The sequence below is a fragment of the Photobacterium sp. 2_MG-2023 genome, from assembly GCF_030547675.1.
Lineage (GTDB): Bacteria > Pseudomonadota > Gammaproteobacteria > Enterobacterales > Vibrionaceae > Photobacterium > Photobacterium arenosum.
On sequence record NZ_JAUOQQ010000013.1, the window covers coordinates 119,920 to 139,180 of the forward strand.

The 19,261-nt window shown below is 48.8% G+C and carries 14 protein-coding genes; 11 read left to right on the forward strand and 3 right to left on the reverse strand.

Annotated features, from left to right (window positions below; translation table 11 throughout):
- Positions 1 to 27 precede the first annotated feature (27 nt).
- Positions 28 to 2,910, forward strand: a complete 2,883-nt coding sequence (gene gcvP, locus Q4491_RS12495; protein ID WP_303457867.1) for an aminomethyl-transferring glycine dehydrogenase — start codon at positions 28 to 30, stop codon at positions 2,908 to 2,910.
- 100 nt (positions 2,911 to 3,010) lie between these two features.
- Here the strand turns inward: gcvP and Q4491_RS12500 are convergent, their stop codons facing one another.
- Entirely contained in the window at positions 3,011 to 3,646 is a 636-nt protein-coding gene (locus Q4491_RS12500) for a LysE family translocator (RefSeq protein ID WP_303457869.1), read from the reverse strand.
- 272 nt (positions 3,647 to 3,918) lie between these two features.
- On the opposite strand from Q4491_RS12500, the gene Q4491_RS12505 reads away from it, so the two are divergent.
- Positions 3,919 to 4,845 carry a zinc dependent phospholipase C family protein gene (locus tag Q4491_RS12505; RefSeq protein ID WP_303457871.1) on the forward strand — a complete coding sequence of 309 codons (927 nt, stop codon included), beginning with the start codon at positions 3,919 to 3,921 and terminating at the stop codon, positions 4,843 to 4,845.
- Complete coding sequence (locus tag Q4491_RS12510; RefSeq protein ID WP_192014007.1) at positions 4,842 to 5,243, forward strand: hypothetical protein; 402 nt, start codon at positions 4,842 to 4,844, stop codon at positions 5,241 to 5,243. Before Q4491_RS12505 ends, Q4491_RS12510 begins: the two co-directional genes overlap by 4 nt.
- A 113-nt stretch (positions 5,244 to 5,356) precedes the next feature.
- Here Q4491_RS12510 and Q4491_RS12515 read toward each other — a convergent pair whose 3' ends face one another.
- Positions 5,357 to 6,487 carry a hypothetical protein gene (locus Q4491_RS12515; protein WP_303457873.1) on the reverse strand — a complete coding sequence of 377 codons (1,131 nt, stop codon included), beginning with the start codon at positions 6,485 to 6,487 and terminating at the stop codon, positions 5,357 to 5,359.
- An 83-nt stretch (positions 6,488 to 6,570) separates the two neighbouring features.
- Positions 6,571 to 7,605, reverse strand: a complete 1,035-nt coding sequence (locus Q4491_RS12520) for a helix-turn-helix transcriptional regulator (RefSeq protein ID WP_303457875.1) — start codon at positions 7,603 to 7,605, stop codon at positions 6,571 to 6,573.
- A 475-nt stretch (positions 7,606 to 8,080) separates the two neighbouring features.
- Between Q4491_RS12520 and Q4491_RS12525 the strand changes: the two genes are divergently transcribed.
- The 8 genes from Q4491_RS12525 (at position 8,081) to cobU (ending at position 19,218) form a co-directional block, all read left to right on the forward strand.
- Positions 8,081 to 9,322 (forward strand): acetyl-CoA carboxylase biotin carboxylase subunit family protein, encoded by a 1,242-nt coding sequence (locus Q4491_RS12525; protein WP_303457877.1) that lies wholly within the window; start codon positions 8,081 to 8,083, stop codon positions 9,320 to 9,322.
- Positions 9,307 to 10,518, forward strand: coding sequence for an MFS transporter (locus tag Q4491_RS12530; RefSeq protein ID WP_303457879.1), 1,212 nt, complete (start codon positions 9,307 to 9,309; stop codon positions 10,516 to 10,518). The genes Q4491_RS12525 and Q4491_RS12530 overlap by 16 nt, the downstream gene beginning before the upstream one ends.
- 1 nt (position 10,519) lies before the next feature.
- Positions 10,520 to 12,031, forward strand: a complete 1,512-nt coding sequence (locus Q4491_RS12535; protein WP_303457881.1) for an FAD/NAD(P)-binding protein — start codon at positions 10,520 to 10,522, stop codon at positions 12,029 to 12,031.
- A gap of 948 nt (positions 12,032 to 12,979) precedes the next feature.
- Positions 12,980 to 14,929: a thiamine pyrophosphate-binding protein gene (locus Q4491_RS12540; RefSeq protein ID WP_237796359.1), complete on the forward strand. Its 1,950-nt coding sequence runs from the start codon at positions 12,980 to 12,982 to the stop codon at positions 14,927 to 14,929.
- 32 nt (positions 14,930 to 14,961) lie between these two features.
- The gene (locus Q4491_RS12545; protein ID WP_303457884.1) at positions 14,962 to 16,587 is read left to right on the forward strand and encodes an FAD-dependent oxidoreductase; all 1,626 of its coding nucleotides are present in this window, start codon (positions 14,962 to 14,964) and stop codon (positions 16,585 to 16,587) included.
- 242 nt (positions 16,588 to 16,829) lie between these two features.
- The gene (gene cobT, locus Q4491_RS12550) at positions 16,830 to 17,867 is read left to right on the forward strand and encodes a nicotinate-nucleotide--dimethylbenzimidazole phosphoribosyltransferase (RefSeq protein ID WP_237796354.1); all 1,038 of its coding nucleotides are present in this window, start codon (positions 16,830 to 16,832) and stop codon (positions 17,865 to 17,867) included.
- Positions 17,868 to 18,641 carry an adenosylcobinamide-GDP ribazoletransferase gene (locus Q4491_RS12555; protein WP_303457888.1) on the forward strand — a complete coding sequence of 258 codons (774 nt, stop codon included), beginning with the start codon at positions 17,868 to 17,870 and terminating at the stop codon, positions 18,639 to 18,641.
- Between the two features lie 7 nt (positions 18,642 to 18,648).
- The gene (cobU, locus tag Q4491_RS12560) at positions 18,649 to 19,218 is read left to right on the forward strand and encodes a bifunctional adenosylcobinamide kinase/adenosylcobinamide-phosphate guanylyltransferase (protein WP_303457890.1); all 570 of its coding nucleotides are present in this window, start codon (positions 18,649 to 18,651) and stop codon (positions 19,216 to 19,218) included.
- The last annotated feature ends 43 nt before the right edge of the window (positions 19,219 to 19,261 follow it).

Genomic DNA, 19,261 nt, shown 5'->3' on the forward strand with positions numbered 1-19,261 from the left:
TGTGTAGTAACTGTTCAGGAAAGAACCATGACCGACATGAACCTTTTACATGCACTCAGTGACGACAAAGCTTTCGCTGCCCGTCACAACGGCCCAAATGACGCACAGCAGACAAAAATGCTGCAGACCATTGGCGCCGACAGCATCGACAAGTTGATTGAAGAAACTGTACCGGCTTCCATCCGTCTGAAAGAGGCGATGAAGCTGGATCAGCCGCAAAGCGAAGCAGACATGCTGTCTGCGCTGAAGACTGTTGCCCGTAAGAACGTCATCAACCGCAGTTTCATCGGTCAGGGTTACTACAACACCTTAACGCCGAATGTCATTCTGCGTAACGTGCTGGAAAATCCGGGCTGGTATACGGCTTACACACCGTATCAGCCAGAAATTTCTCAGGGCCGCCTGGAATCACTGCTGAACTACCAGCAGATGATCATGGATCTGACAGGCATGGAACTGGCGAATGCCTCCCTGCTGGACGAAGCCACTGCAGCCGCAGAAGCCATGACCCTGTGTCAGCGTGCCAGCAAGAGCAAGAGCAAAACCTTCTTCATCTCTACCGACCTGCACCCGCAAACCATCGACGTGGTCGTGACCCGTGCAGAATACATAGGTATTGAGATCATCCGTGGCCAAGCTGAAGAGCTGGACAACCACGACGTATTCGGTGCGCTGGTTCAATACCCGGGCACAACAGGTGCTATTGCCGACCTGACTGACATCATTGAAAAAGCACACGCCAGGAAAACACTGGTTGCGGTTGCTTCCGATCTGCTGGCACTGACTATCCTGAAAGCGCCGGGCGAAATGGGTGCTGACGTTGTTATCGGTAGTGCACAACGCTTCGGCGTACCAATGGGCTTTGGTGGCCCGCATGCCGGTTTCATGGCAACCAAAGATCAGCACAAACGTACCATGCCAGGCCGTGTCATCGGTGTTTCAAAAGATGCCAAAGGCAATCAGGCGCTGCGGATGGCAATGCAGACTCGTGAGCAGCATATCCGCCGCGAAAAAGCGACTTCTAACATCTGTACCGCTCAGGCGCTGCTGGCCAATATGGCAGCCTTCTATGCGCTGTACCATGGCCCGGAAGGTCTGCGTAACATCGGTCGCCGCGTTCACCACCTGACGGCGATTCTGGCTGCTGGTCTGCGTAACGCTGGTCTGGAACTGGTGAACGATACCTTCTTCGATACTGTGACCATCAACTCAGGAAAACAAACCGATGCTATCTACAAGAAAGCACTGGCTGCCGGTATCAACCTGCGCAAATACAGCGACAAGCTGGGTGTCAGCCTGGATGAAACCACCAAAGTCACTGACGTCGAAGAACTGCTGGAGATCTTCACCGGTCAGGCACTGAAAGCCACTGCTTTCACAGACGATATTGCCGCTGACGAATTTGCCGCTATTCCGCAAAGCTGTCGCCGCACCACAGAGTTCCTGACTCACCCTGTGTTTAACCAGTACCACAGTGAAACGCAGATGATGCGTTACATGAAGAAACTGGAAAACAAAGACTATTCTCTGACCCACGGCATGATCCCGCTGGGCAGCTGCACCATGAAGCTCAATGCCGCAGCAGAAATGATCCCTGTTACCTGGCCTGAATTTGGCGGCTTGCACCCGTTTGCACCGGCCGATCAGACTCAGGGTTATCAGGAACTGGCGAGCAAGCTGTCTGAAATGCTGTGTGAAATCACCGGCTACGATGCCTTCTCCCTGCAGCCTAACTCTGGCGCACAGGGTGAATACGCCGGTCTTATTGCCATTCAACGCTACCACGCGGCCAATGGCGACAGCCACCGTAACGTGTGTCTGATCCCTAGTTCGGCGCACGGTACTAACCCGGCTTCTGCAGCCATGGTGTCGATGAAAGTTGTGGTGGTTGGCTGTGATGCCAACGGCAACATCGATGTCGAAGATCTGAAAGCGAAAATTGAAAAACACCGCGATAATCTGTCGTGCATCATGATCACCTACCCGTCTACTCACGGTGTGTACGAAGAAGCGGTACGTGAAGTGTGCGAACTGGTTCACGCCGCAGGCGGTCAGGTGTATCTGGACGGTGCCAATATGAACGCACAGGTTGGCCTGACCAACCCTGGCTTTATCGGTTCGGACGTTTCTCACCTGAACCTGCACAAAACCTTCTGTATCCCGCATGGCGGCGGTGGTCCGGGCATGGGACCTATCGGTGTGAAATCACACCTGGCACCATTCCTGCCAGGCCACGTTGAATCAGTGAAAGCAACCGAAGGTGCTCAGTACGCCGTTTCTGCTGCCGAGCTGGGTTCAGCGTCTATCCTGCCTATCTCATATGCCTACATCGCGATGATGGGATCGGAAGGACTGACTCAGGCTACTAAGCTGGCCATTCTGAACGCTAACTACGTGATGGAACGCCTGCGTGATCACTACCCTGTACTGTACCGCGGTACTCAAGGCCGTATTGCACACGAATGCATTATCGACATCCGTCCGCTGAAAGAAGCCTCTGGTATCTCGGAAGAAGACGTCGCGAAGCGTTTGATGGACTATGGTTTCCACGCGCCGACCATGTCTTTCCCGGTCGCCGGCACCCTGATGATTGAACCGACCGAGTCGGAAGATCTGACCGAGCTGGATCGCTTCTGCGATGCCATGATTGCCATCCGTCAGGAAATCGCCCGTGTTCAGGCTGGTGAGTGGACGCTGGAAGACAACCCATTGGTCAATGCACCGCATACTCAGGTTGATCTGATGGATGCCGAATGGACCCACGCTTACAGCCGTGAGCTGGCTTGCTACCCATCCGCACACAGTAAAGGCGCCAAATACTGGCCAACCGTCAACCGTGTCGATAACGTCTTCGGTGACCGTAACCTGATCTGTTCTTGCCCTGGCATTGAGAACTACATCGAGGATTGATCAATCCTGATGACGAAGTAAAACGAAGCGAGGCTTATGGCCTCGCTTTATTGTTTATAACCCTCAGAAAGATTCTTCAGGCTTCTCTGCTTCATACCGGTTAGCTTTGTGAAGTGAGCAACAACCTGATCCCAAACACACCAAATAAGCTAGCGGTGACTCTGGACAGCCATTTCTTAGTCGTGATGCTAACGGACAATTTATTGCTGAGTGAAGACGATGCCCAGGCAATCAGATGGCACCATAACATGCCGTTCACGTTAAAAATTAGTCCCAGCACAATAAATGCCAATGCCTTATTGTCGCTGGATGCAGAGATGAACTGCGGCATAAATGCCAGAAAGAAAACAGCAATTTTGGGGTTAAACAGGTTGGTGATGAATCCCTGATAGTAAATTCGCTTTAGCGATGCCTTTGGCTTTTGCATTACCTCAGTGTTACCGTCAGCACTGCTGCTTCTGAGCATACTGATTGCCATGTAAATGAGGTAGGCCCCACCCAGTATTTTGACCACAGTAAATGCAGTCGCGGAAGAAGCCAGCACGGCGGATAAACCCAATGCCGCGGCGACAATGTGAATCATTGTTCCCGTCCCTATCCCAAGCGCAGCCGCCGAGCCTGCTTTAAACCCCTGCGTTGCCGCTCGTCCGGCAATCAGCAACGAGTCAGGGCCGGGAATCATATTCAGTAACAAGCCGGAGACAACGAACAGCCATAAATTTTCAATACCCAACACTTTCTTTCTCTCCTCGCTTTACACCCGGGGAACTGCTCAACTCAGCAACACAACTGCTGCAAACCAATGATCCGATGTCAACATTCTCTCGGGATGACCAGAAACCCGTACACTGGTTAGCCGACGCACAATATACGGAAAGAGAAACACAGAAAAAAGCACTAAATCACACCAAATCGCGACAGAACCACACTGTCATTGTATGAATCAGATCGCATAATTATTCATTCACACCGTCTACAATCTCTCCAGCCATATGAATGGAGAAGATTATGCCTGGTGCATTTGCTCATATATCAGCAGTCAATAAAGCCTCTGAGAATACTGCGCTCAGAAAGCTGAACGTTCCGAAACACGTGAAGAAAACGCTGTCTCAATACAAAGCGTTTTTAGAGTTTGGGTGTGTCAGCCCAGATTACCCCTACCTTGCAGTCGGAAATCATGCTCAAAATAAATGGGCAGATGAGATGCACTACAACAAGGTAGGTAAATTCATTGCTACCCTGATTGATCTCACCAAAAGACTGGACGAGCGCAACCAAGAAAAAGCATTTGCTTGGTTATGTGGATTTGTTGCTCATGTCGCTGCGGATATCACCATCCACCCGGTTGTTGAGCTGAAGGTTGGCCCTTACAGTGAGAACGCCAAAGATCACCGGATCTGCGAAATGCATCAGGATACTTATATTTGGTATAAGGTCATGAATTTAGGGAACATTGGCCTCGCAGACCGAGTGAAAGAAAATATTGGTAGCTGCGTGGATGATAGCAATGAAGATTCCATCGATCTGATCATTCATGATGTCTGGCAGACTGCCCTGGTCGCGATTTACCCTCACTACGCTCAAGAGTGTCCGCCAGACATTAACCGCTGGCATCACGGTTTTCAATTCGTGGTTAATAACGCAGAAGAGTCCCACAAACTTTTTGCCTGGGCTCGACATGTTGCCTCTTCGCAAGGCCTGACTTACCCGCTTTCAGAAGAAGTAAATCGTGAATTCATCGCAGAATTACAAACCCCGCATGGCATCCAACACTATGACGAGGTATTTGAGCGGGCCGTGTCGACCATCCAATTGTTTTGGGAGAAAACGGCTGAGGCTGTCTTTGAAAATGGGCCCACAGACTTCTTTAAGGACTGGAACCTTGATACTGGCCAATGTGAAAACGGTGTATTAACCGCATGGGAAAAATTATGAAACTGTTAATCAAGCTCGCTTTGTTGATGGCAATAACGTCATGCTCCGCTCAGGCAGAGTATTCCGACGAAGCAATGTACGACCTGGCGTCAATCCTAAAAGATGTCGCGCAAGCAGTAGATGGAGAAATTAAGTTTGGCGAGATAAACAATCTGGCGGATGAACAAATCATCGCAAACGCCATGTCTTCAGCACCCGACAAACTGGCTAAACTCAACGAGTATCAGATGATATTAGACATTCAGGGCGATCATGCCGTGATGTTGTTGTGCGACGGTGATGTGGCATTGATGGAAGATGCCGGCTGCAACGCTGCTTTTGACAATCGTTACTGGCATCAGCCTCAGCACAACACATGTAAAGTTTCACTCAATGCCAGTTCTGTCTGCACAGAGTAGATGCCCCTGAACGGGCATCTCCGGCGCACGACCGGAAGTGAATACCATCAGAAACCGCCCAACGGTGAGCGGTTCTGATGTGGCTTCTTTTATAACACCACTGACTTCCGTGCTTATTTTACTTGAATCGTTACGGCATCAGACTCCGGCCATTCAATCTCGGTATCATTCAGATAACGGTCAAAGAAAGTCCCCACACTTTGTTTCACAATCGCGTGCATCAGATCGCCATCAATCCCTGATCGATAGCCAACCACCCAGCGGTTTTGATCCATAAAATCCCGGTGATTCGTATTGGCGACAGTCAGCAGGTATGTCTCATGTCCATTGTCTTCAAACGCCTGAGCAAGCACTTGTTTTGGGGTTTGCAACAGCAATAAAGGTTTATTGAGTGGCTGTGTACGAACATCCCCCAGCAGCAGACCATCCATGTTGACACTGGCCACACAGTCCGGCATTTCGGCGCAGCTGTTCATGGCAGCCGATCCGCCCAGACTGTACCCCAGAGTCCCGATACGGCTTTCATCCAACTGATCATCAAACCGTTCAGAATGTCTGGATAACCACTGATAGACAGAGATAACGTCATGTGTAATCTGCGGTGCAACAACCTGATCAAAATACGCAAAGCCTTTATCCGTTCCCACGTCTTTAGCATCAGAGGGCAAATAAGTGCCCACTGAGCTGCCATCCTGAAAACTGGCGACTCCCGAAATGTAGGTATGATTAATGGATACAACAACATAACCACGACTGGCGAGATCTTCCAAAAGCTCAGTGTTATCAACCTCAAATAAAAACGCGCCATGAGAATAGAAGAGTATCGGCCAGCCACTTCCCGATGCCGCCGGTGCAATCGCAACATTAACTTGAGACCAGGAAGCGAGTTCGTCCAATTTAAATTGGTTGGGATGAACAGGCACGTCTTTCGGCCGTACCCGGTCAAGATAGCCGACCTGATGACCCCATCTATCGAAGTAAGATTGATATGTTCCGTTTTTGTGTTTCGTTGGGTAATACACTTTGATGGGCAGGCGACGCGTTTGATTCGGGATCGGGCTCATACCGTCCAATCCGGCATCCAACACATCAAAGGCTGCCACCCCGACCCGATAAGGACCATCTGGCGCAGGATAACCATGAGTATACGCCGTATTTTTACTGTCATAATCGTCTGAATTACAACCCGTCAGCCCCGCTAACACAGTAATAAAGCCTGTCTTGCAAAGTAGTTTTAACATCATGACTTTCTCCTTTTTCTGGACCTCCAGAATAAGAAGATTGGAGAATAAAGCGTCCGGATACGGGAATCAGACGTCCGAATTGGCTAATTCGCACCTTTAAGCCGAGTCCTGTACTGCGATGGTGTACACTGCTGATATTTTCTAAATGCCGCGTTAAATGTAGATTTCGAGTTAAAACCAGATTTAAATGCCAGTTCCAGCACTGCGCTTGAAGGGCGTTTTTCCATCAGTGCACAAACATGTGTAATACGTCGCTGGTTGACCAGATCATAAAACTTGATCCCCATTGTCTGATTCAACACCTGTGTCAGCAAATAAGGTTTCACACCCATTTCCCCGGCCAACGACGACAGGCTTATCTCCGGCTTCAGATAGTAGTGTTTTTCATCCATCAGCATCAGGACCGTCTGACTCAGGGCCGCCATTACACCATCAGGTTGGCTATCCGCTTCCTCGTCAGGCAATTCCACCATCACGTCAAAATTCATCAGCTTTGGTTGGATAAGCAGGCAACAGGTAATGACGAACAGAAGCAAAGACACTGTCAGATAAGGTAAAGGCAAATGCGTATCCAATATAACCTGTGGTATCACCATGACCAGAGCCAAAATCAGACTGGTGCATATCCCCCACAACACAAGCAAATTTGCGTTAGATAGCTTAGCCTGAAACAGTGGTTGCCGTGACTGATAACGCCACACAAACCGGATACTTGCCAGGCAATAGCCCAGGTAGAAAACAATCAGCAGGATGCCAGAGAAGTGATGCCTAGCCGTGAGCACAGTCTCACCTGGCGCAAAAAGCAAGTCCGCACATAACAAGCTAAGCGCAGCTAGCGGTAACAAATGCACCGTATCCCGGCGAGTGAGCGGTCTTTGGGTTAAACACAGACGAATAAAAAGGAAAAACAGCACTGGATAGAGCAGCGGCCACATCATATTCATGCGGGATGTCAACCAGACTTGATGCCAGGCAAGGTTTAGAGAAAGATCCAGCGCAAAGCAAAAATGGATGCCCGCCAGCAACCAAAACACATGCTGCTCTTTACTTTTCATTGCTAAATAAACGCCGAGCACAATACTCTGAATAATTCCTGCCAGCAGAATCGATGCTACCATGACACTCTCACTTCACTTTATCCATTCTCTATTTTGTTATGAATAAAATATCATGAATCATCAATGACCTACACGTAGAAAATCAGTAGTGGCACATATGCCTATGATTAATAGTAATCACTCTGTCAACCCACTTTTACATTGGCCTTAACAGCAATTATTTGCTCTCTCACACCGTAACCTGTTAGTCCAGGGAGTAAATAACCCCACCATTGAGACAGAGAAAAATCATCAGTTCAGAGACACCAATCCACCAATAAACACTGTCAACCTTTCATGTAAGCCGATCATGATCACACGGTTGCATATATAAGTACCGCAGTGATTCCATTTCAGCGTTGAATGAGCAAGTATCCCTTTCGAGCATACAGATTGATGAACCACAGAAATATTATTTATTGGTTATTGAATCTATTTGATTGCTATAAATGAAAACAATTAAATCAACAAACAGGTGATACAACAGAGGATTGTTATGTCGGCTCTCATTTTATCCAGTAAAAAATTTATATTATCTATTCAGCGCCGCATCCGGGAAACGTATTTTCAGGGTGACAGCATCTTAATCACAGAACAGTTATCTGCAGAAAACAGAAGTGAACTGACATCTCAATTTGGTGTGATCATCGAATTGGATCACTATTTTTCCCATCCAGCGACTGCGCTTTTACAGCAATTAACCGATAATGGGGTGCTGCCTGTTATTGAAACTGTCATCGCCTTATCCGAAGGAGACATACTCAGAGCAGCACACATCCGCGAAATTCTTGATATTCCCGGACAGCGTTTTGACCAAGCCATACTGTTCAGAGATAAAATCCTGATGAAACAGCACGCCGCCCGTTATGGCGTGGTCACCGCAATGCCACAGGATGCCAATCAAGTTGCCAATTGGCAGTCGTTACCTTACCCGGTCGTGATAAAGCCGAAATCTGGCCGCGGCTCCCAGCAAACGCTCAAAGTCACCTCTTGCGAACATTGGGCTGAAATCGGTACTGAAATTGACCCTACGGATATGATCATTGAACCCTTCATTGAAGGGGAAGTCTTTCACGTCGACGGTCTGGTAGTAAACGGAAAAATGTCTGTATGCAGCCCTGCCAAATATGTGGGGAACTGTATGGATTTCGTTGGTGGACAAAGCCTCGGCTCGTACACTCTGTCTGAATCAAACCCTCTTTATCGCCCTTTGACTGAATTCAGCAGATATTTACTCGAACATGTCTTCCCGACTCCTGAGCACTCCCTATTCCATATTGAATGCTTCGTGGGAAACGATCAGCACATCACCCTGTGTGAGATTGCCTGCCGGTTAGGTGGTAACGATCTTGTCACTGAAGTTGAACTGGCTTACGGCGTGAATGTCGTTGAAGCCTATTTGCATGCCGAATTCCACTCAGAGTCACTTTGCCCGCAAGCCATGGCTCCGGGGCAGCTCGGAGGCCGATTCCAGCTTCCGCCACAGACAGGCCGTTTGATCTGTTCCGGACATCCCCCCTTCAGACATGAGGGAATCGTCAGATTTCAATCCAGAACAGTTTCCGGACTGCACTACAATGCCATGACTATGTCAAACGATGCTCTGATTCACGTAATTGTCAAAGCTGATAGCGAAGCACGTATGGAAAAGATTTTCCGCGACATTGCGCAATGGGCTGCCAGCGAATTCATCTGGTCTACAGAGACCGAGGAGGTGACATCATGCATGCAGAGTTAATTGCTGTGGCAAGAAATCCGAAGTACCGCCATTTCTGGCTGGCGAACATCATGAGTAACGGCGCAATTTGGATTCAGAATACAACGTCTTCAATCGCTTTAACGCATTTGTCGACCTCCCCTGCCGTCAACTCGCTGGTACAGGTCGCAGCAACCTTACCATTCTTGCTGTTTGGCATTCTGGCGGGTCAGATTGGTGACAGATTCAGCAAACCTCTGGTTCTGACTGTCGCTCAGCTCAGCCTTGGACTGGTTTCGTTAACCCTAGCAGCCGCAACCTGGCAGGGGCTGCTTTCCCCGGCATTGCTGGTTGGGGTTACAGCTGCATTCTCTGTCGCAACCGTCTTCCGCATGCCCGTTGCACAGGCAGGCATTGCGCTGACCGTGCCCGGCGACCAGATCAGACATGCGGCTGTCCTCAACAATCTGGGTTTTAATATTGCCCGTGCTGTCGGCCCTGCCATTGCAGGAACATTGCTGCTTGTACTGGCTTACTATCAGGTTTACTTAGTCACGGCGGCTATGCTGCTTGCCGTTTCAGCCTATTTTTTCCGGGGGTTTTACAACGAACGGACAACCAGTACCGACCAGCCAGCTTTTGTACCCACTCGTAATGCGTGGCAACAAATTTCTGCCTCCGGACTGTTTCGCCGCTGCACATTCGATGCCTGCGTTTTGTTCTTTGCTGGCAGTGTGATCTGGTCAATGATGCCTTATATCGCCAAGTATCACTTAAACCAGAGCACGGCCGGACAAGGCACCTTAATGGGAGCCACAGGTCTGGGTGCACTGTTAACGGTTATTGTATTACCGGCTGTGCTGAAACTTCGCCACAATCACCAGGGTTACTGGTTGTGTTATAGCCTGATGATCTCGTCGATTGCCACCATCTGGCTAAGCAGTAATCTGACTGTCATTTTCGCTGCTCTCATGGTTTTTGGGCTGAGTTGGAGCATGGCAGTCACCTTGCTCAATGGTGAGATTCAATCTTCTTTTCCACGGCAAATCCTCTCGCGTGTTATCGCGATATACCTGATTGTCATGTATCTGGCTCAGGCAACCGGTTCGTTCTGGGCTGGCCTTATCAGTCAGTTCTTTGATACCGATTCGGCCTTGCTTTTCTCGGTAGCTGTTTTAGTGCTGGGGCTGGGGTTACGAAGCTTACTTTTTACTTCCACTGATGCATGTGAGGAATAGAATGATGAAACGAATCACCTTAACCCTTGTCGGCGGCGGAGCGTCATCACTGGCCTTTCTTGATGCTTTTACTCGTCACTGGAACTGTCAACCCAATCAGGATGTTGTGATTTTTGTCGTTGAGAAAAAAAGTGTCTGGGGTGTGGGTAATGCTTATACAGAGGATAGTCATTCCAACCTTCTTAATACACAGGCAGGTGTGATTTCCGGACTGCCCGATCTACCCGGTGACTTCATGCACTGGCTCAAAGCGCACGAGTCAAAATGGCAACCGGATTATCCAGATTTCACCATAGAATCATCCAGCTATGCTCCCAGAGCGTTATTTGGCCGCTATATGCAAGATCGGTTTTACCGGGTTATCCGGCAAGCGGCCGAAAAAAACATCTTCATTTTGACGGTTGCAGCAGCCGTTTCCTCCATTGAGGTTTGTTCCGACTCTACCGGATACAGCATTTCCACAGAGTGCGGACATCAATTAAACAGTGATGCTGTGATTCTTGCTTGCGGCACACATAATAAAATCATGGAGCATGAACAGCACTCAGCGAAAGTCTTTACAAGCCCGTATCCCGTGCGTTCAGTGACCCGTGCCATTGACCTTAATGACGATGTTGTCATCGTCGGCGCCCGGCTCAGCGCTATCGACGTCGCCATTGGACTACTTGAACGCGGCCATAAAGGAAAGATCCAGTTCCGATCACGAGGTGGTTTTTTCCCAAGTGTTCGGGGAACGCAAGGGACACATCGAAATCGATTTTTATCCCCGGGATATATTGAGCAGAACTTCGGAACATTAACGCTTGCTGATTTAGCTCGGTTATTCCAGCAAGAACTCAACCACTACCGAAAACATAATGAAGATACACTGGAATCGCTGCAGTTCCCTACACCACCAGTGGCCAATTTTCACCACTTTCTCAGCACAGAAATTGAACTCGCCAACGGGCCAAGAGGCTGGCAAGCGATTCTTTACAGCGCCAATGCTGCATTAGATATTATCTGGCGCAAACTGATCGAGGAAGATAAACAGCGTTTCTTCACTGATAGCTGGTCTAATGCCATGGCACTACGGGTATCTATTCCGAAAGAGAATGCAATAAAATTGTTGAACGCTGTTAAGTCCGGACAATTAAGCTATCAGGTTGGCGTCGAGACTAATCCACAAGCTGATGCCATTGTGTATGCAACCGGGAACGCACGGGATCTGACTCAGGCAGACTCCCCGCTATTACATCACCTTTTTAACTCTGGACTTGCCGCCAGCCATCCCCATGGCGGGTTACAAATACTCAATAAAACCTATCAGGTTCTTGATAACAGAGGATTCGCACATGCCAACATTTTTGCCTTGGGTGAAATCACTAACGGCAACTTCTTATTTACCAGTGCTCTGGATCTAATTGTTGAACATGGATCACGATGCGCCACTTCTGTGATTGCTTCACTAACGCAACCTGAACCGCCTGTAGAAGAACTCCCCAGGAAACAGGAAACAGGAAATCAGCAATAAAGTATGCTGAAACCGTTTATTCCGCGATAGAACACACATAAACACTGTCTTTGACTTCCAAAAGCTGGATGAGTGGCCTTCGCGACAAATCCTTTCATTGAAAAATCAGGCGGCTTGAAAAAAGCCGCCTGTGAATCACAATTTTCAATACTCAAATGTTAATACCACTCAATGTGGCATTAACATTCACGACTCAACAGTTATTGAAATAAGAGAAATTCTTCTGCAAAACTGATTTATATTTATTAACCCACCTTGACAACATAGTTAATTTACATCCTTTCCAAAAAATCCCTTAAAAATAAAACATTACCATTACTTAATCTTGCTCCTAAAAAGATCAATAAATAAATGAGTTTATACTCCAGAAACTGACATATGAAAAACGGCCCAAAAACTGTAACAATACCAATAAAAAACAGGAGATAATAATGCTTTAACGTATTATTTATTATCGACCGATTGGCTTTCTTTCAAAGAGGGTAAAACCCAAACCGTAATAACTGATAATACGATGCAGCCTTCAGGTGGAGAGATAAAACTGAAGACAAACTCAGCCCCTACAGCGAGATAGGATGCTGACGTTTATAATATTAAAATGATAACACAGCACTGAATTATGATGAGTATTGGAACATCAAGGCGCGAAGCGATGTTAACAACCTTGCCCCCTGCATTATTGAACGACTAATCAGTAAAATTAAACCCATCGATTACCTTTGACACACTAATCCACCAAATCCCTTTTTTCTTAAAGCTTTAACCTTGAGTAAATATTTTAATGACATTAATGTCATTTAAAAATCATTCAGAAACAGCTAAAAGCTTAACCAAATAAGTTTGAAGAACACTAAAGTCTGAACTAATGTCGAAATACCAAAAAGTAACTTTTTGTTTACATCACATTAACAGGGAGAGGGCTGTACCCTTTGTCAACAAGGATAAGTCATGTCTGACATGCCACCGCGCGTCATGCGCGATTATTTATACGATGCGCTCAATCAACTCAACATCCGCCAAATTTTTGGCGTTCCTGGCACCAATGAAATCCCCATTATCGACGGCACCTCCTACGCCGAAAATAATGTCGAGTATGTCGAATGTTTACACGAAAACATTGCTATGGGTGCAGCTATGGGCGCTGCACGCATGACAGGTGAACCCGGGGTACTGGTGGTTCACATCACCCCGGGTATCGCCCACGGTATTGGCAACCTGTTCAACGCTTATCGCTCTCATACACCACTGGTTATTCTTTGCTGCCAGCAACAAAACGAGCTGGTTACACAAGAACCCCTGCTTTCATCCAATATCAAAGAGCTAGCCAGTCAGTATTGTAAGTGGTCGCACGAACTGCGCACACCTTACGAATTCCCACTGGTGCTGCAAAGGGCCTTCAAAGAAGCCAAAGCCCCTGCTTGTGGCCCGGTCTTCATATCTATTCCATGGGAATTCATGATGGCAAAACCCTTGCCAAGCCTGCCTGAAAAGCTGCCGGGTATTACTCGTATTCCGACCAATTTCGCCGGTGATCCGGATGAAATCAGTCGTTTGGCTGAGCGCTTTGCACAGGCCAAAAACCCTATCATCATTGCCGGTGATGGTGTCGGGTACGACAACGCCTCGGAACAGTTGCAGGTATTAGCGCAAACCGTTGGTGCACCTGTGGCGTTGCAAACCTTCAGTAGTTTGGCGAACTTCCCGAACGATGATTATCACTGGCAAGGAGAGCTGCCGGGTAATCAGGCCATGCTGCAAGCCATCTATCAGCAACATGATGTGGCTTTTCTGGTGGGCTACAGTAATCAGGCTCAGGTTACTGTGTTTAATTATGCTGATGGCCCCTTAATCCCGGAATCCGTAGATATTTTATACCTGTCGAATAACACCTGGGACATAGGTAAAAACTACTATGGCAGCCATGCCGTGCTGGGTGGGATCAGAGCCAGTCTGGAAAAACTGAACCAAGTCATGGCCGAGTTGCCGGTTTCCGATGACATTCAGCGCGAAAGGGACGCCCGCAATCAGTTATTAAGCAAACTCAGCGAACAACGCCGCAGTGACTGGGATGCGTATTTACTCCAGGCCGAGCAAGACGCTTCAGGCACCATTAACCCGGCACTGATCCCGCACTATTTATCTCAGGCCATTACACAACAAGGGCTGGCGAACGAGTTTGTCTATGTGCATGAGGCCGTGTCTGACAGTCCAAGCTTTCAGTACCTGATGCCGCTTAATCAGGAAATGAGCAAGCCGGTAAGCTACTACTGCGTATCCGGCGGCTCACTCGGCTGGTCAATGCCCGCTTCGCTGGGAATTAAAATTCAGCCCACCGCAATTCAGGGGGTCACACCCAAACTGGTGATCAATGCGGTCGGTGATGGTTCGTCCCTGTTCTACCCGCAAGTGTGGTGGAGTGCCGCCAAATATCAGCTCGCCGTGTTGTACATCATCACCAATAACCGGGAATACCATACCTTGCAAAATGGCCTCGAAGAGGTGATTGGCTCTTATGGCTGGGAGCCAAAGAAAAAGCCGGTAGAACCCGACCCTACCGATCCAACCAGTTACCACAACTACGACGTTGATTATCTGTCGCTGCAGCATCCTCAGCTCAATTTCCATCAGATTGCCAATGCAATGGGTGCGGACATTCAGGGGCAAGTGGTAGAAAAATCCACTGATCTGAATGCCGCTTTACAACAAGCGATTCACTACGTGCTGAATGAAAACAAACCTTACGTGCTGGACATCCGAACTGAACGCGATCCAGCCGCAGTGCAACAAAGCGGAGGTGCGATAAAAACGTCACCAGCGTATCGACGTCCACCCCTGAATTATTTCCACAAGCAGCTTCTTGATGAAATCAACCCGGATCATGTCAACACATTAGCCTGATCCACCACATTCTATCTACAAGGAAAAGTAATATGAGTGAACATTATGATGTTGCCATTATTGGTGCTGGCGTATCGGGCGTTTACAGCGCCTGGCAGTTAAAAAAGAATTTCCCCGGTAAGCGCATTGCTGTTTTTGAAGGCAGCGATCGCGTCGGTGGCCGTTTATTATCTGTCAAGGCGCCAGATGTCAATAACATGGTCGCAGAGCTGGGTGGCATGCGTATTCTGGATGCAACACGGCAACCACTCGTCCACGCATTACTGGATGAGATCAACCAATTTGCTTCACTGCCAGATCCAATAGAAACCTACCATTTCCCGGTCGATACGCCGGCCAATATCGCCTATTTACGCGATGTACGGCTCCGGCTCAGTGATTATCAAGATAATCCGCATGCTGTGCCATACAACTACAGCCCTGACGCTTTCGGCAAAACACCCGGCGCTTTGGTTATTGAGGCATTCGATAAAATCGTTCCCGGCATTACCGCCATTGATCTCACTGAACAACAGCGCCGTGAAATGGCAATGAACACTGAATTCAATGGCAAAATGCTGTACGAACAGGGCTTTTGGAATGTTCTGCAAGTTGTCATGAGCAGCGAAGACTACAGCTACTGCCGCGATGCCGGTGGCTACAATTCTACCTTGTCGAACTGGAATGCCGCCGATGCCATCCCTTGGTTTCTGACCGATTTCGGTGATGGCGTCGAATACCTCGGATTTAAACAGGGCTTCCAGTCAGTACCATTAGCGCTGGCCAGAGAACTTCAGGCGATTGGTGGCGAGCTGTTACTCGGCCACAAACTGAATAGTTTTGAACAGGTTAACGGTGTATTTAGCCTCAATTTCACCAGTGAATTAGCGATCACGGCGTACAATGATATCCAGTGTACAGCCACGCATATCGTGCTTGCGATGCCACGGCGTTCCATCGATTTGCTGGAGCAAAATTGTCCTGTTTTACAGCAACCAGAAGTGAAAGCTTTAACTGGTACTGTCACACCAAGGCCGTTGTTTAAATTGTTTACCACTTACGCGTCCCCCTGGTGGGTTGATCAATCCGGCATCAGGGAAGGACGCAGCGTGACTGACATGCCTGTCAGGCAAACCTATTACTGGCCAACCAACGAGGGGGCACCTGCGTTACAAGGCCCGGCAATTCTGATGGCCAGTTACGATGACGGTGTCAACGTAGGGTTCTGGGATGGCTACAGACAAAAACGTGGCCTGGCATGGAAGCAACAGCTGGAAGTCCTACCCTTACCAGAACACAAGGCATTTACCGGACGTCTGTTGAAACAGCAAAATGTCGATCCGCAATGGGAAGCGCATCAGGCGCCTGAATCTATGATGACGGAAGTCACCCGCCAGGTTAACCTGATGCATGATGTGTCTGCCGCGGAAGTCACTCCAACGCTGCCGCTTCAGGCTGCATTTCGTGACTGGGGTGATGACCCTTTTGGCGGCGGTTGGAACAGCTGGAATATTGGTGTGCAAAGTGATGATGTGGCCAATAACATCGTCCAGCCATTAGCAAATACCCACCTCTATATCTGTGGTGAAGCTTACTCCCACAGTCAGGGATGGGTGGAAGGAGCACTGCAGACCGCCCAGCTCATGCTGGCGAAACTGGAAGTTCAGCTCAAGGCGTAAGGGAGTTAATCACAGGCCAGGTATTATCTGGCCTGTGATGTGAATGACTGACAATGCAGTGTCTGCTTATAATAGATGCACCGTCCCGAAAAAATTTGAGCTCTCCTGCAAATTCCATTCTCTCTTCCTGTCATTTTGAAGTAACAATATCAAACACTTTGCTTTCACTGGATAGTGGCCCCTCTGGCGAGTAAACTGCAATACAGTGATTATGGAAACACTTAACCGGAGCGTTAGAAATCATGTTAGACACTCGCCACGCATCAGCCATTCAGGAACGCATAGATAACAAAACCAAGCCTTTGGGCGCGTTGGGGCAACTCGAAACCACAGCCCACCAGCTTGCTTTATTGCAAAGTCAGGGACAGAAAGAGGCGGTTTCCCAAATTACCTTAACTCAACCCACCATGCTGCTGTTCGCTGGTGATCATGGTATTGCCAAAGAAGGCGTCAGTATTGCCCCCAGCGAAGTAACCCAGCAAATGGTGCTCAATTTCCTCGCTGGCGGTGCAGCTATCAATCAGTTTTGCCGCATTAACAACATTGACCTGAAAGTCATTGATTGTGGCATTATGCTACCGGTTGAAACCGATAACCCTGATTTCATCGTACAGCGATTGGGTGCCGGAACACATAACCTTGCCCAGAAAGCCGCCATGAGTCAGCAGCAAGTTGCCGAGGGGTTGGAATTAGGCGGTTCAATTGCCAAACAGACTATCGAAGCTGGCTGTAATCTGCTGATGTTCGGAGAAATGGGCATTGCCAATACCAGCAGTTCTTCCGCCCTGCTGTCGGCGCTCAGTATTACTGACGCGGCCTATTGCGTCGGTAAAGGCACAGGGATCAGCGATGCGCAGCTGGGTAACAAGATCAGTCTGATTCGTCAGGGTGTTGCCAGATACAGTGAAAGCGGTGAACCAGGTCCATTACGTGCACTCGCAGAGCTGGGTGGCTTTGAAATCGTTCAGATGGTCGGCGCGTTTCTGGCCGCGAGTGACCAACGCGTGCCTGTTCTGGTGGATGGCTTTATCGTTTCGATCGCGGCTTATATTGCCACATTGCTCAAGCCGGAAGCTCGTGATGTGATGATTTTTGCGCACCGTTCTGAAGAGCAAGGGCATCAAAAAGTGTTAGCTCTTCTCGAAGCTCAGCCTATGCTGGATTTAGGCTTACGCCTGGGCGAAGGAACTGGTGCGGCACTGGCCTACCCCCTGCTTCGTGCCAGTGCTGAATTTTACAACAACATGGCCAGCTTCGCCGATGCCGGGGTCACGGTGTAAATGTTCAACCTTCGTTATCAGTATCAGTTGTTTTGTCTGGCGGTGTCTTTTTTCAGCCGCCTACCCATTCCAGCGTCAACCCCTTATTCCGACGAACGTATGAATCGGGCCGGGCGTTACTTTGCGCTGGTTGGGCTTATACTGGGGGCGTTGTGTGCCATTACTTACAGTATAACAGCAGCCTGGTTGCCACCACAGTTCGCCGTCTTTATCACTATGGTGTTCAGCCTGCTGCTGACCGGGGCATTTCATGAAGATGGCCTGACTGACATGGCTGACGGCATTGGCGGTGGCCTGACGACAGAGCGCCGTCTGGTCATAATGAAAGACAGTCGGATCGGCACTTACGGTGCTGCCACCCTGATCATGGCCTTGGTGGGTAAATTTATCATGCTCAGCTATCTGGCTGAGCATACTGAACTGGCACTGCTTCTGATTGTCGCCTACACACTCAGCCGCACAGTCGCGGCCTCACTGATTTTCGACATGCACTATGTCAGCGACTCCAGTACCAGCAAGAGCAAACCTCTGGCCAATGCCCAGACCGTCCCTGAGTTACTCTTTTTAGTGGCGACCGGCACCCTCGTCTGCCTGTTACTGGTGCCCGAACTGTCACTGGTGCTGATAGTGGCGGCTGTTCTGTTTCGGAGTGGTTTCAAAGCCTGGTTGAATGCGCGGCTTGGCGGATTTACCGGTGATTGTCTGGGCGCGGCTCAGCAACTCATGGAAATTTTGATCTACCTGATCCTTATCGCCTCAGTTCACAACCAGTGAGGATAAAATGACGATTCAAACGACATTGAGCCTGATACTTGGTGGTGCACGATCCGGCAAGTCACGCTTTGCCGAGCAGCAGGCCAAAGAAAACGTCACACAGGGTAAGAGGCTGCATTATATCGCCACTGCTACACCATTTGATGATGAAATGCGCATGCGGATCAAACACCATCAGCAGCAACGTGGGGATAACTGGGCTGAACACGAATGTGCTTTGGAACTGGCAAACCTGTTAACTCAGTTTACCGCGAACGATGTGGTGTTGGTTGAGTGTTTAACTCTCTGGCTGAATAACGTTATTTATGCACTGGGAGAGGCTTGCAGCAATGAAGCGCTGGAAGCACGTATTACCGAGCTGGTACAGGCAGCGAAAAACAGCCAGGCCCGATTGATCTTTGTCTCGAACGAAGTTGGCATGGGGGTGGTGCCGCTCGGCGAAGTGAGTCGCTATTTTGTCGACAACGCCGGCCGCATGAATCAGCAGTTCGCCGCCATTGCCGATGAGGTGACTCTAGTGACAGCCGGTTTACCACTCCAATTAAAAGGTTCATCTCGGATCTCCGGGGAAGACTGATCGTATTTTCAGAAAGAAATAACCAGTATCTCGATAGCCATAA

Excerpts from the sequence above, each read along its gene's own strand:
- cobU (WP_303457890.1), top strand. The coding sequence starts at position 18,649 with ATGACGATTCAAACGACATTGAGCCTGATACTTGGTGGTGCACGATCC.
- Q4491_RS12505 (WP_303457871.1), top strand. The coding sequence starts at position 3,919 with ATGCCTGGTGCATTTGCTCATATATCAGCAGTCAATAAAGCCTCTGAG.
- Q4491_RS12530 (WP_303457879.1), top strand. The coding sequence starts at position 9,307 with ATGCATGCAGAGTTAATTGCTGTGGCAAGAAATCCGAAGTACCGCCAT.
- Q4491_RS12520 (WP_303457875.1), bottom strand. The coding sequence starts at position 7,605 with ATGGTAGCATCGATTCTGCTGGCAGGAATTATTCAGAGTATTGTGCTC.
- Q4491_RS12535 (WP_303457881.1), top strand. The coding sequence starts at position 10,520 with ATGATGAAACGAATCACCTTAACCCTTGTCGGCGGCGGAGCGTCATCA.
- Q4491_RS12510 (WP_192014007.1), top strand. The coding sequence starts at position 4,842 with ATGAAACTGTTAATCAAGCTCGCTTTGTTGATGGCAATAACGTCATGC.
- gcvP (WP_303457867.1), top strand. The coding sequence starts at position 28 with ATGACCGACATGAACCTTTTACATGCACTCAGTGACGACAAAGCTTTC.
- cobT (WP_237796354.1), top strand. The coding sequence starts at position 16,830 with ATGTTAGACACTCGCCACGCATCAGCCATTCAGGAACGCATAGATAAC.
- Q4491_RS12515 (WP_303457873.1), bottom strand. The coding sequence starts at position 6,487 with ATGATGTTAAAACTACTTTGCAAGACAGGCTTTATTACTGTGTTAGCG.
- Q4491_RS12540 (WP_237796359.1), top strand. The coding sequence starts at position 12,980 with ATGTCTGACATGCCACCGCGCGTCATGCGCGATTATTTATACGATGCG.
- Q4491_RS12525 (WP_303457877.1), top strand. The coding sequence starts at position 8,081 with ATGTCGGCTCTCATTTTATCCAGTAAAAAATTTATATTATCTATTCAG.
- Q4491_RS12555 (WP_303457888.1), top strand. The coding sequence starts at position 17,868 with ATGTTCAACCTTCGTTATCAGTATCAGTTGTTTTGTCTGGCGGTGTCT.
- Q4491_RS12545 (WP_303457884.1), top strand. The coding sequence starts at position 14,962 with ATGAGTGAACATTATGATGTTGCCATTATTGGTGCTGGCGTATCGGGC.